13 protein-coding genes are annotated in these 12,211 nt (G+C 62.0%); 10 read left to right on the plus strand and 3 right to left on the minus strand.

What is annotated here, in order from left to right; translation table 11 throughout:
- Nucleotides 1–31 precede the first annotated feature (31 nt).
- Nucleotides 32–892 (plus strand): alpha/beta hydrolase, encoded by an 861-nt coding sequence (locus ABDW35_RS05795; protein WP_343712906.1) that lies wholly within the window; start codon nt 32–34, stop codon nt 890–892.
- A gap of 5 nt (nt 893–897) precedes the next feature.
- Entirely contained in the window at nt 898–2,451 is a 1,554-nt protein-coding gene (locus tag ABDW35_RS05800) for an ABC transporter substrate-binding protein (protein WP_343712918.1), read from the plus strand.
- Nucleotides 2,452–2,460: 9 nt separating this feature from the next.
- Here ABDW35_RS05800 and ABDW35_RS05805 read toward each other — a convergent pair whose 3' ends face one another.
- Together ABDW35_RS05805 and ABDW35_RS05810 are read right to left on the minus strand one after the other, a co-directional pair.
- Nucleotides 2,461–2,808 (minus strand): DUF3088 domain-containing protein, encoded by a 348-nt coding sequence (locus ABDW35_RS05805; protein ID WP_343712907.1) that lies wholly within the window; start codon nt 2,806–2,808, stop codon nt 2,461–2,463.
- Between the two features lie 10 nt (nt 2,809–2,818).
- Nucleotides 2,819–3,301: an Lrp/AsnC family transcriptional regulator gene (locus ABDW35_RS05810; RefSeq protein ID WP_343712908.1), complete on the minus strand. Its 483-nt coding sequence runs from the start codon at nt 3,299–3,301 to the stop codon at nt 2,819–2,821.
- 115 nt (nt 3,302–3,416) lie between these two features.
- Between ABDW35_RS05810 and ABDW35_RS05815 the strand changes: the two genes are divergently transcribed.
- From ABDW35_RS05815 to ABDW35_RS05835, 5 genes are all read left to right on the plus strand, one after another.
- A complete protein-coding gene (locus tag ABDW35_RS05815) occupies nt 3,417–4,229 on the plus strand; it encodes an FAD-dependent oxidoreductase (RefSeq protein WP_343712909.1) in 813 nt (270 codons plus the stop codon).
- A gap of 128 nt (nt 4,230–4,357) precedes the next feature.
- On the plus strand, nt 4,358–4,702 hold the full coding sequence (locus ABDW35_RS05820; protein ID WP_343712910.1) for a carboxymuconolactone decarboxylase family protein: 345 nt from the start codon (nt 4,358–4,360) through the stop codon (nt 4,700–4,702).
- A 93-nt stretch (nt 4,703–4,795) separates the two neighbouring features.
- Complete coding sequence (locus tag ABDW35_RS05825; protein ID WP_343712911.1) at nt 4,796–5,839, plus strand: LysR family transcriptional regulator; 1,044 nt, start codon at nt 4,796–4,798, stop codon at nt 5,837–5,839.
- Between the two features lie 96 nt (nt 5,840–5,935).
- A complete protein-coding gene (locus ABDW35_RS05830; protein ID WP_343712912.1) occupies nt 5,936–7,129 on the plus strand; it encodes a mandelate racemase/muconate lactonizing enzyme family protein in 1,194 nt (397 codons plus the stop codon).
- 61 nt (nt 7,130–7,190) lie between these two features.
- Nucleotides 7,191–8,177, plus strand: a complete 987-nt coding sequence (locus ABDW35_RS05835; protein WP_343712913.1) for a D-2-hydroxyacid dehydrogenase — start codon at nt 7,191–7,193, stop codon at nt 8,175–8,177.
- Nucleotide 8,178: 1 nt separating this feature from the next.
- On the opposite strand, the gene gcvA is transcribed toward ABDW35_RS05835, so the two are convergent.
- Complete coding sequence (gene gcvA / locus ABDW35_RS05840) at nt 8,179–9,123, minus strand: transcriptional regulator GcvA (protein WP_343712914.1); 945 nt, start codon at nt 9,121–9,123, stop codon at nt 8,179–8,181.
- A gap of 51 nt (nt 9,124–9,174) precedes the next feature.
- On the opposite strand from gcvA, the gene ABDW35_RS05845 reads away from it, so the two are divergent.
- The 3 genes from ABDW35_RS05845 to ABDW35_RS05855 form a co-directional block, all read left to right on the plus strand.
- Complete coding sequence (locus ABDW35_RS05845) at nt 9,175–10,455, plus strand: MFS transporter (protein ID WP_343712915.1); 1,281 nt, start codon at nt 9,175–9,177, stop codon at nt 10,453–10,455.
- Between the two features lie 32 nt (nt 10,456–10,487).
- Complete coding sequence (locus ABDW35_RS05850; RefSeq protein WP_343712916.1) at nt 10,488–11,144, plus strand: cupin domain-containing protein; 657 nt, start codon at nt 10,488–10,490, stop codon at nt 11,142–11,144.
- A 172-nt stretch (nt 11,145–11,316) separates the two neighbouring features.
- A partial coding sequence (locus ABDW35_RS05855; protein WP_343712917.1) for an aromatic amino acid transport family protein occupies nt 11,317–12,211 on the plus strand: 895 nt, incomplete at its 3' end.

A 12,211-nucleotide genomic window follows, 5' to 3' on the forward strand; every position in this document is an offset into this window, starting at 1 on the left:
GCGGATCGAGCCGGCGAAAGGGAGGCTGGGAATGCGCGACCGTCAGGGCCATGGCGTGAAGCTGTCCTACTACGATTTCGGCCAGACGCCGTTCTTCGCTCTGCAGGCCGACCAGCGCGTCTCCTACTGCCTGTACGTGCCGCGGGACTATGAGGAGGACGACGACAAGGTCTACAGCCTGGCGGTGCTGATGCACGGCACCGGCCGCACCGCCACCGGCTATCGCGACGGCTTCATGGATTTCGCCGACGCCGATGACTGCATCCTGCTGGCACCCCTGTTCCCGGCCGGTCTGATCACGCCCGGCGAACTCTCGAACTACAAGCGCCTGGCGTTCCACGACATGCGCTTCGACCTGCTGCTGCTGGCCATGGTCGACGAGGTGGCGGCGAAGTATAGGGTCGATGCTGGCCGCTTCCTGATGTTCGGTTTCTCCGGCGGCGGCCATTTCGTGCACCGCTTCCTCTATGTCCATCCGGAGCGGGTGCTGGGCGTCTCGATCGGCGCGCCGGGCTCGGTCACGCTGCTCAATTGGGACTATGATTGGTGGGTCGGGCTGCGCGATTTCGAGGTGCGCTTCGGCCGGCCGATCGATCTCCCGGCGATGCGCCGGACGGCGGTGCAGATGGTGATCGGCGGCGACGACACCGAGACCTGGGAGATCGTGACCAAGCCGACCGATCCGGGCTGGATGGAGGGCGCCGACCTGGCCGGCGGCAACCGGCAGGAGCGGATGCGGTCGCTGCGCGATAGCTTCGAGCGACACGGCATCGCCGTGCGCCACGACATCGTCCCCGGCCTCGGCCATGAGGGCACGCATCCGGCGATGCTGGAGCCGGTGAAGGCCTTCTTCGCCGACACGCTGGCGCAGCGCCGGGCCGGGACGGCGTGACCGCCATGCGCCGCCTCGCCTTTGCCGCCCTGCTGCTCGTCGCCGCCCCCATGGCCGCCGCCGCGGAGGATCCCCGGCCGACTCCGCTGCTGTCGATCGCGCTCAACGCCGATATCCGTAGCAGCAATCCGGGCGTGCAGCGCGACTTCAACTCCGACGTCGTGCTGCAGCATGTCACCGAGGGGCTGGTCGCGCTGCGCGAGGACCAGACCCCGGCGCCGATGCTGGCCGAGAGCGTCGAGGTCTCGCCGGACGGCACCGCCTACACCTTCCGGCTGCGCGACGGCATCACCTTCCATGACGGCCGGCCCCTGACCTCGGCCGAGGTGGCGTGGAGCTGGAAGCGCTATCTCGATCCGGCGACGCAGTGGCAATGCCTCGACCGCTTCGACGGCCGCAGCGGGCCGAAGGTGCTGGCGGTGGAGACGCCGGACCCGCGCACCGTGGTGTTCAGGATCGACCGGCGCAGCGCGCTGTTCCTGGTCAACATGGCGACGATCCAGTGTGGGGCGGTGGTGCTCAGCCCCTCCTCGCTCGGGCCGGATGGCGCCTGGGTCAAGCCGGTCGGCACCGGCCCCTATGTCTTCGGCGACTGGCAGAAGAACCGCTATCTCGAGCTGACGCGCTTCCCCGGCTACAAGCCCCTGGCCGGCGACCGCGATGGCGCCGCCGGCGGCAAGCAGGCGCTGGCGGAGAGGCTGCGTTTTGTCGTCATACCCGACCGTTCGGTGATGAATGCCGCGTTGCTCTCCGGCCAGATCGACATCGTCCCGGATGTCGGCGCCACCGAGATCGACGCGATGAAGGCAGCCGGGGCGCAGGTCACCGTCACCCCGACCTTATCCTGGGCGGTGATGCTGCTGCAGACCCGCGACCCGCTGCTGTCCGACGTCCGGGTGCGCCAGGCGCTGGCCCGGGCGATCGACGGCAAGCAGGTGGCGGAGGCGGCGAGCTTCGGCCTCGCCGCGCCGAACCCGTCGGCCATCGCCGTCGCCAGCGCCTATCATGACGAAGGCGACAAGGCCTGGCCGGCCTTCGACCCGGCGGAAGCCGCGAAGCTGCTGCAGGAAGCGGGCCACGCCGGCGCCACGATCCGGATCCAGACCAACAACCGCCCGACCGGCCAGTATGAGGCGGCGCTGATGGTCCAGGGGCTGCTGACCAGCGCCGGGATCGACGCGCAGATCGACACGCTGGACTGGGCGACGCAGCTGCAGAACTACCGCGAGGGCAAGTTCCAGGCCTCGGTCTTCACCTTCTCCGGCCGGCCCGACCCGGCGCTGGCCTTCGACTCGATCATCGGCAGCAAGGACGAGGACCCGACCAGCCAGTGGGAGGACCCGCAGGCGATCGCCTGGCTGGCCGAGGCCAAGACGGTGGAGGACAAGGCCGGGCGACAGGCGATCTTCGACAGGCTGCACGCCCGCATGGCCGAGCAGGTGCCGGTGATCGGCCTGTTCAACCCGGTTCAGGTGACGGCGGTCGGGCCGAAGATCCACGGCTATGCCGACTGGGCTCCCGGCACCGCCCGCCTGTGGGGCGTGTGGAAGGAGCCGTAGCCGTTCGGCTCAGGGATGCGGGTCGGGGAAGCCGTGGCGGCGCGACAGGGCGGCGAGGATGCGGTCCTTGCCGGCGATGAAGCGGACGCCGCCATGGCTCTCGGCCTCCGGCTCGTCCGGCCCGTCCTCGCCCAGCACCAGCAGCGGCAGGGACTGGTTCCCCTCCCCAACCAGCACCGTCACGGCTTGGCGCGGCCGCGGCCAGGCGATGCGCTCGACATCCAGCCGCGCCGCGAGTTCCGGGAACGACGCCAGCACGCCCTCCATCAGGGCGCAGTGCCAGCAATAGAAGACCTGGCCGGGATAGGCCGGGTCGGTAAAGCCGGGGCGCAGCAGGAACAGGCGGTCACGGGTCATAGTGGTCTCATCAGGCTCCGGCATTGCCCCGGATCACGCTGCGCAGGGTGAAGGCGGACTGGATGCGCGACACGCCGGGCATGCGCGACAGCTGCTCCTTGTGGATGCGCTCGTAATCCGCGGTGTCGCGGGCGACGACGCGCAGCAGATAATCCGACATGCCGGTCATCAGATAGCACTGGTCGACCTCCGGGCATTTCCGCACCGCGGCCTCGAAGCGGGCAAGGTATTCCTCGGTCTGCCGCTCCAGCGTGATCTGGACGATGGCGATGGTCGGGTTGGCCACGTCCGGCTCGTCGATCAGCGCGGTGTAGCCGCGGATGATGCCGGCATGCTCCAGCAGCTGGCGCCGGCGCAGGCAGGCCGACGGCGACAGGCCGACCGCCTCCGCCAGGTCGGCGTTGCTGATGCGGCCATCGGCGCGCAGGAGCCGTATTCTGTCGACGCCAGTGCAAGAAATAGGCGCACACGGATCGTCGTGCGCAGAGAACACGCATGCTGGATTTGATTTGGGGCCGACATGGTTCTGGCCGTCTATCCAGCCGGCGTTTGCGCGCCTCATCGAGGACTTGGGCTTACCCGCTTTCGAGCAGTACTCCAGTGGCGACATGCTCGTCGAACAGTTCGCCAGCGAGCGACCGGCACGTATGCGGGGATACGTCGAGGCCGGATCGATGCGCTTGCTCGGTGGCATGCGAGCACTCATTGATGCGCTCTACGACCGGTTGGATCCCACGAAGGTGCTAGCAGAGCGGCGCGTCGGCAGCTTGCAAATCGTCGATGGAAAAGTGCGCGTGACGGCCGAAGATTTTTCGGGCGCGGTCCAGACGCGGTCCGTTGAGCGCGTCTTGCTGGCGTTGCCCCCACGGCTTGCCGAAGCGACCATTCGGTTCGATCCCATATTACCTCGCGAACTCGCTCATCAATGGCAGAACACGGCGACATGGATGGCGCCGCACGCGAAATACGTTGCCATTTACGACACGCCGTTCTGGCGCGAGCACGGCCTGTCGGGTGAAGCCCGCAGCGGGCGCGGGCCGCTCGCCGAAATTCACGACGCATCTATGCCAGGCGGGAAAGCCGCATTGTTCGGCTTCTTTGGCATTCCTGCCCAGGTGCGTTCTCGTGTTTCGCCCGAAGTGCTTCGAGCGCATTGTCGAGCGCAGCTTGTTCGACTCTTTGGGGAGGAGGCGGCGAACCCGATCGGCGAGAGCGTGAAGGACTGGGCCAATGACCCATTTACGGCGACTGATCTGGATATGAACGCCGGGGCGGAGCATTCTCGCAGTCCGGAAGCCACCGCGAAGTCGGGTGCCTGGTTCGGCCTGTTGCATGGCATTGCAAGTGAGTGGTCAACGCAATATCCCGGCTATTTAGCCGGCGCGATTGAGGCGGCGGATAACGGATTGCGCTCACTGTGAGAGCATGCCGGGATTTCGTCGTGGCGACGCGCCACGACGAAACCTTCGCGCAGCCGCATCGCGCTTGAGCATTCAATTAATCATCGGCGGTGCTAAACAGGGCGCCGTCTACATTGGAGAGTGAAAACATGATGCAAGACTGGAATAAATACCGTGATGCACTTGCTCTGCGCGCGGCGGAATTCGGCAAGGAAAATCCGGAGGTTCCCCGTGGCATGGCGGCTCTGGGCGGTGCGGCGGAGAAGAGCGGCGCGCTCGAGCCCAAGATCCATGAGCTGATCGCGCTCGCTGTTGCGGTCACCACGCGTTGCGATGGCTGCATCTCGGTTCATACGAAAAAGGCCGTCGAGCTCGGAGCCACCAAGCAGGAAATCACGGAGGCACTGAGCGTTGCTATTGCGCTGAATGCCGGCGCGGCGATGGTCTATTCATCGCGCGTACTCGAGGCTCGCGCTCAACTGGAAAACCTGTAAAGGGACGGTGGGTTGCGCTGCGCTGCATTGCGAGGGCCATCCTGCGCGCGCAACCCCTTTTTCCGGTTGTTATATCGACTGGAGGGCCGAGCTATGACGCGTGACGGGTTTCAGCGCGGCGCGACTTCGGTGGTGCGGTGCCTCGCTCATCGTTTCGGCCATTCACTGCACGGCTGCTCCATGAAAAGCTTTGCATCTCTCACCCAGATTACCGTCTTCGTGCGCATTGCGGAGTTGGGGAGTTTGTCCGCGGCAGCCCGGGAACTCGAATTGTCTCCGTCGGCCGTGAGCAAAAATCTCTCCCAACTTGAAGAGCATCTCGGCGTTCTGCTCGTCAAGCGCACAACCCGAAGCTTGACCCTCACCGACAGTGGCCGCGTGATCTTCGAGCGTGCGAGCGGCATTCTTGCTGACCTCGAGATGACGCTCGACGCTGCGCGACACACGAAAAACCTGCAAGGCAACTTGCGGCTGACGTGCTCGATGGCGTTCGGGACGAAACAGTTGACGCCTGTGGTTGGGCGTTATCTTGATGCCCACACCGCGGTCAATGTCTCGATTACGCTCGACGACCGTTTGACGAATCTGGTTGAAGAAAGCTTCGATGTTGCGGTTCGCATCACCAGCAGAACCGACGCAAACTACGCTGCAAGAAAGTTGGCCACGATCCATTGGGTCTATTGCGCTGCACCCGGCTATCTCGACGCCAACGAGCCCATTCGCAAGCCTGCCGATGTGCAGCGGCACAGATGCCTGACTCATCCCGCGATGACGTCAGAGGGGGCGTGGACGTTCCGCAGCAGAAGCGATTCACAACGCGTCGCGATCCGATCGGTACTTGACTCGAATTCCAGCCTTGCACTGCATGAAGCCGCGCTGCAAGGAAAAGGCGTGGCTTGTCTCCCAACGTATCTGGTCGCATCGGATGTGCTCAGGGGCTCGTTGCGGCTAGTCGTTCCAGCGTGCTGTCCGGCAACGACGCATACGCTCTACGCCATGTATTACCGCACGAAATACGCGAATGCACTGGTGCGCAGTTTTATCGATTTTGTTGTCGACGATATTGGGCGAATTCCTCAATGGGATAAGGAACTCAAAGATGTCGTGGACTTCCCCGGCGCGGATTGTTCCGCCTGAGACCGTACCAAAGCCAATTGGCTAAACGCGCATGGCGCGCGTCGAAGTTTATCGCGTGACGCCAAGGGCGCTTTAAAAAATCCATGGAGGCAGGACATGAAAGTTACGCGAATTGAGGTTCTCCAGGCCGACCTTTCCGGCCGCGATAGCATGGCGTCATGGAACGTGGTGCTGGCGCGCGTCCATACCGACGAGGGCGTCAGTGGTTTGGGCGAAGCGGGAATGGCGTATGGGACGGGCGCACCCGCGGTGGCGCCGATGATTCTCACGCTCGGGGAGCGATTTGTTCTTGGCGCCGATCCTTTCCATACGGACACGATCTGGGAAAACCTGCTTCGTCGTTCCGTATGGGCGGAAGGGGGTGGTCCGGTGGTCTTCGCTGCCATCAGCGCCATCGATGCGGCGCTGTGGGACATCAAGGGCAAAGCGCTTGGCCAGCCGGTGCACCGTTTGCTGGGAAGGAGCACGCCTGAGCCACTGCGTTGTTACGCAAGTCAGTTGCACCTGGGTTGGGGCGAAGAGGGCCAATGGGTAGGCGAGCCCGCGCAGTTCAGGGAAGTTGCGACACAAGTGCGTGCACTCGGATTCGACTGCGTGAAAGTCAATCCGATCATGACGGATCGTGAAGGCAAGAAGGTGACCGGCTTGCGCGGCCTCCTGACGCCGTCACAGCGCGACCTGTTCCGCAAGCGCATGGAAGCGGTGCGCGAGGGAGTGGGGACCAACGCAGACATTATCCTCGAGCTGAATTCGATGACCTCCACGGCGGGCGCTCTGCAGATCGCCGAACTCGTCCGCGATCTGAACATGCTGTTTATCGAAGAGCCGACACATCCGAACAGCGAGCACGCGCATCGGAAAGTCGCGCGCAAATCGCCGATTCCGCTCGCAACCGGAGAGCGGCTTTACACCCGTTGGGGTTTTATGCCGTACCTCGAGGAAGGGGCGGTCGACATGATCCAGCCGGACGTCTGCCTGGTCGGCGGAATTAGCGAAGCGTATCGCGTTGCGCATCTGGCGCATGCATACGATGTCGGCGTGCAGGCGCACGTCTGCGGGTCTCCCATGGCCACGGCAATTGCGCTGCAATTCGAAGCGGGAATTCCGAATTTCGCTATTCACGAACACCATTCGTATGCAACGCGCCGCGCGAACCGCGAACTGTTTGAAGAGGATTTGCAGCCCGAGAACGGCAGGTTCACGGTGCCCACGCGTCCTGGTTTTGGCATGACGTTGCGGCGCGATGCCGAGGAACGCATGGTCAAATCGAGCGTGGAATTGACTGCCTGAATGATGACGGACGCGTGCATCCGAGCACCTTCAGTGAGCGTGGCTAAGAGAGGGGTAAAGAGTGAAGCTGGTATTTTTTGGCAGGTTCGCGCGGGAAACGGTGGGTGGTGCGATCGCTTCGGTGCCGGATGTGCGCTTGTGCTATGCAGAGGACGTTCACGAACTCGAGCAGGCATTGGTCGATGCGCAAGGCCTCATTCTCGTCGGACCCGCGTTCTCCGCGGAGGTCGCCGATGTGGTGTCCCATGCCCGCAAGCTGCGATGGATACAGACGCTCTCCGTGGGCTATGAGAACCTGCAGCGATTCGGCGTGCCTCGCGGCGTGATCGTGACCAATGCCGGCGACGCGTGGGCGATTCCCGTGGCCGAACATGCCATGGGGCTGTTGCTTGCCCTCGTCAAGCGTCTGCCGGATGCCGTAAAGCAGCAGGAGCGCCGCGAATGGGCGCGCCAGATCATGCCGCAAATGAGTTCGCTGGAGGGGCGAACCATGGTCCTGATAGGCCTTGGCTCGATAGGGAAGGCTGTCGCCCAAAGGGCCAAGGGGTTTGGCATGGATATTATTGCTGTGACCCGCACCGGCAAGCCCTCCGAGCTTGCGAGTCGTGTTTATCCATTTTCCGAGCTGAAATTCGCGCTGCAACTTGCCGATGTCGTGGTGATTGCCGTTCCGTCGAATGGCGACACAATGAATTTGCTGAATGAAGCGGCGCTGCGGGAATGCAAGCCCGGATGCTTCCTCATCAATGTTGCACGAGGCGACATCGTGGATCAGGACGCTCTTGCTGATGCGTTGCGCTCGGGCCATCTGGCCGGAGCCGGGTTGGACGTAACAAACCCGGAGCCTTTACCGAAGACGAGCCGCTTGTGGGATGCGCCGAATTTGCTCGTCACGCCGCATATCGCGGGCGGCGGCAATTTCGTGGCGCTCAAGCTTGCCGAGCTCGCCGTGGAGAACGTCTGGCGCCAACTGCGCGGGCAGGAGCTTCGCTGCGTTGTTTTACGGGGTCAGTCAGACAGTTTCGCCGACTCCGGGGCCGCCATTTGATTTATCGCGCCGCTTCCTCGTGCAGCCATTCACGGAACGTAACGAGCCGTGCTACCGAGGCCATTTCGGGGCGATAAACCACGTAATAGGCCAGGTCGGACGTGAAGGCGATATCCGGGAACAAGCGAATGAGCCGGCCAGCGGCAAGATCGTCTTTCGCCATCACGCCACGCGCCAGCGCGACCCCGCGACCTTCCGCTGCGGCCTGAAGCACCGCGGCGGAATTATTGATGCTCATGCCACGACTGCTTGCGGGCACGTCGTCGAAGCCAACCTTGCGCATCCATGCCGACCACGTCGGGAATCCTGGATGCCCTTCCATGGACAGGTCGTGAATGAGCGTTTCGCGGCACAGGTCCGCGGGCGTTTTCAGTGGACCGAGGCGTGCCAGCAACTCGGGGGAGCACACCGGGTAGGCCTCTTCCTCCATCAACTTGTCCGCGGTGAGGTCGGGCCAGTTGCCGCCGCCATAACGCACGCCGATGTCGATGCGTTGCGCGACGAAATCGACAGGCTTCAGGGTGGTATCGAGTCTCACGTCCGTGTTCGGACAAATCTCCTGGAAACGATGAATGCGTGGCAGCAGCCATTTGGCGGCGAAAGCAGGGCTCACGGCAACCGTGAGCATGCCGGTGGTCGCACCTTCGCGAAGCCGCTCCACGCCGAGCGTCAAGCGCTCGAAGCCCGCCCTGATGTCGGGAAGCGCACGCTCGGCAGCTTCGGTGGGAACGAGACGTGAGCGGCCGCTGGTGGTTCTATGGAAGAGCGGAATTCCGAGCCAATCTTCAAGGGTGCGAACCAATTGACCGACGGCGGCGGGCGTGACGTGAAGCTCCGTGGCCGCAGCCGAGAAACTCTGATGACGAGCGCTTGCCTCGAATGCCCGCAACGCATTGATGTGTAAGGGAGCTTTCATCGGATAAGTTTTTCTTTCAGTAATACACATATTATCTCGTTTGCCCGCACCAGGGAAACACACAACAATGTGTGCGCCAGGATGTATGGATCGACCAGGCAGGGGAAGTTTTGCTTTACACCGGACCTGGACTTCACGGCCGTCGATTTGCCTCAATGCGGACAATTCCGCCTCGCCACGCTTATGAAATTCAATCCGTCAGTCGCTCGTCTGGCCTTCGCACAAGCGCTTTCAGGCGCTAATTCAACCGTGGTTTACGCGACCGGCGCCATTATCGGCAACATGCTCTCGCCTCGACCTGAGTTGGCTACGCTACCCATCTCCGTTTTCGTGGTCGGGATGGCGCTATCCACGCTGCCGGTTGGCGCGCTGACCCGTCGTTTCGGCCGGCATGCTGCTTTTCTGGCAGGCAATGTGTGCGGCGTGCTCGTGGGGCTGCTGGCCGCGGCGGCGCTCGTCGTCAATTCATTCGCGCTGTTCTGCATCGCAATGCTATTTGGCGGCGCCTATGCCGCCGTTGTACTGACATTCCGCTTCGCCGCGGCGGAGTGTGTTCCACCGGCGGAAAAGTCCCGCGCGTTGTCCATTGTGATGGCTGGAGGGGTCGCTGCGGGCGTTGTCGGCCCTCAACTGGTGTCGTCGACCATGAACCTGTGGTCCCCGCATGCCTATGCGGTGACCTATGCGGCTGCAGCCGCAGTGGCCATCCTGTCCGCGGTGGTGCTGCGTGGCGTCAGGTTCGAGCGCGAAGTTGCAGTGAGGAGCGCGCGCAATGGCAGATCGGCGCGCGAGATCCTCCGCCAACCGCAATTGCTGATCGCCATGCTGTGTGGCGTCGTCAGTTACATGACGATGAATTTCATGATGACATCCGCGCCACTGGCCATGGAGCTATGCGGTATTCCACGGCTCTATGCAAACTATGGCATCGAGATGCATGTGATTGCCATGTATGCGCCGAGCTTTTTCACGGGGCGGCTGATCGAGCGATTCGGTGCGCTTACGATCGTCATGACAGGATTGGGACTCACTGTGCTCGCTGCCATCGCGGGCATCAGCGGCGAATCCGCACAACATTTTTGGGCCGCGCTCGTCTTGCTCGGATTGGGGTGGAACTTCGGTTTCCTTGGCGCATCCGCGATGGTATTGGCCAGTCACGCCCCCGATGAGGCACCGCGCGTGCAATCGATCAACGATTTCATTGTGTTTGGCGCGATGGTCGTCGGCTCGTTCGTCTCCGGCAGCCTTCTTGCGAGTTTCGGCTGGCTAACCGTCACATTGCTCATGCTGCCGCCGGTTTTCGTTGCGGCGCTTGGTCTGACGTGGTTGTTGTGGGCCCGACCGCGTGCTGTGTCTCGTTGAAACCCGGGACGTGGCGCATACCCCGACTAAACATGCTGATTAACTCCGATTTTTCCCAGCGCGCAACCGTTGCGCGCGAGCAGTACCAATGGCTCGCTTCACCCCAGCCAGGCGTTGAGCGCGTGATGCTCGACCGAGTGGGCGCAGAGCAGGCGCGTGCCACGAGTATCGTGCGTTATGCGCCGGGCTCCAGCTTTCCCCACCATACCCATCCGGGCGGTGAGGAGATCCTCGTGTTGCATGGCACGTTTTCCGAAGGAGGGGTGCACTATCCAGCAGGATGGTATTTGCGTAATCCACCGGGATCGAGCCATCGGCCGTCGAGCAGCGAGGGTGCCACGATATTCGTGAAGCTCCGGCAGATGTCGGCTGATGAGACACATCGCGTTCGTATCGATACGCGCGATCCGAATAGTTGGCGGCGAGAAGGCGACCGCGAGATCTGCGTGCTTTTCATGAGCGAAGACGAACGTGTTTGCTTGCAGCGCCTCCCACCTGGCATGCCTTTGCTTACTGATGTGATTGACGGAGCTGAATTATTGGTCGTGGAAGGCAGCGTCGTTGAAGGTGCGATTTCGTACGTGCGAGGCAGCTGGCTGCGCCTGCCGGAATTCAGCGCTTGTGCTATCGCGGCGGGATCGGACGGTGCCACCTGCTACATCAAGACCGGTCACTTGAACGGAGATTGAGAGAGGCGTCCGATTGGCGCGTAGCGTGTCTCTACGGATTGGTTCCAGCGCTTCACAAATGCATTAACTACAATTCACGAATATTTCGGATAACTACTGTTGCGGCGTCTTTTCTGACCACATAAGCTAATTCCAGTGGGTTGAACGGACACTCTTCGTAAAATCGAATCGCATGATTATCTGTGCGCTCGTTGATATCGAGGAGAGGCTTACCCATCAGGAATCGCGTGAAACATCGCGCGACATCAAAAATCCATTACAAGAGAGTGGTGGAGACATGGCAAACGTCAGTGGCAACAGTATCCCGCTAAGCGATAGCGCGGCGGAGCGCATACCTTTCACAGCGTACGACGCGGGTTGGGTGGTGCTTTGCATTGGCATGGCAATCGGCTCGGGCGTTGTTTTTATGCCTTTGCAGATGGGCGTGAAGGGATTTTGGGTATCGGTCGCGGCATTGGCGATTGCGTATCCTGCAGTGCATTATCTTTCGAACCTGTATATCCGCTCTCTTTCAGAAAGTGGGCAGTGTAAAGACTACACTGGAATTATCACGGAGTATCTTGGGGAGAACTGGGGCGTTGCCCTCAGCGCGGTGTATTTCATCACGCTCACCAAGGCAATGCTCATCTATTCGACGACCATCACCCACGATGGCGCATCGTACTTGCAGGTATTCGGCGTTACCCAAAACTCCTTGGCGCTTACCCATTGGTTCCCGTTCTGCGTTATCGCGGTCATGGTGGCGATCGCGTCGCGCGGTGAACGGCTGTTGTTCAAGGTTTCGGGGCCGCTGATCGTGACCAAGCTGTCTATCGTGGTCTTTCTCGGGCTTTCGATGATCCCGTACTGGAGCCTGAAGAACGTCAATCTCTTCTTGCCGTCCGGCAGTTTCTCGTTCATTCGGGATGTGCTGGTGTCGCTCCCGTTCGCGGTGTTCTCCATCGTCTACATTCAGATCCTGAACCCGATGAACGTCGCGTTCAGGTCCTCGTTGGGGATGAAACCTTTCGGCGTGGTCTGCATCAGCCATACGGTGGCCGCAGTAATGATGCCGAGTAAACCAAGGC

It is taken from the genome of Inquilinus sp. (genome assembly GCF_039594555.1).
GTDB lineage: Bacteria > Pseudomonadota > Alphaproteobacteria > DSM-16000 > Inquilinaceae > Inquilinus.

Bases quoted from the DNA above. Each gene is read 5' to 3' on its own strand.
- ABDW35_RS05795 (WP_343712906.1), top strand. From the start codon at position 32: ATGCGCGACCGTCAGGGCCATGGCGTGAAGCTGTCCTACTACGATTTC.
- ABDW35_RS05800 (WP_343712918.1), top strand. From the start codon at position 898: ATGCGCCGCCTCGCCTTTGCCGCCCTGCTGCTCGTCGCCGCCCCCATG.
- ABDW35_RS05805 (WP_343712907.1), bottom strand. From the start codon at position 2,808: ATGACCCGTGACCGCCTGTTCCTGCTGCGCCCCGGCTTTACCGACCCG.
- ABDW35_RS05815 (WP_343712909.1), top strand. From the start codon at position 3,417: ATGCTCGTCGAACAGTTCGCCAGCGAGCGACCGGCACGTATGCGGGGA.
- ABDW35_RS05820 (WP_343712910.1), top strand. From the start codon at position 4,358: ATGATGCAAGACTGGAATAAATACCGTGATGCACTTGCTCTGCGCGCG.
- ABDW35_RS05825 (WP_343712911.1), top strand. From the start codon at position 4,796: ATGACGCGTGACGGGTTTCAGCGCGGCGCGACTTCGGTGGTGCGGTGC.
- ABDW35_RS05830 (WP_343712912.1), top strand. From the start codon at position 5,936: ATGAAAGTTACGCGAATTGAGGTTCTCCAGGCCGACCTTTCCGGCCGC.
- gcvA (WP_343712914.1), bottom strand. From the start codon at position 9,123: ATGTGTATTACTGAAAGAAAAACTTATCCGATGAAAGCTCCCTTACAC.
- ABDW35_RS05845 (WP_343712915.1), top strand. From the start codon at position 9,175: ATGTATGGATCGACCAGGCAGGGGAAGTTTTGCTTTACACCGGACCTG.
- ABDW35_RS05850 (WP_343712916.1), top strand. From the start codon at position 10,488: ATGCTGATTAACTCCGATTTTTCCCAGCGCGCAACCGTTGCGCGCGAG.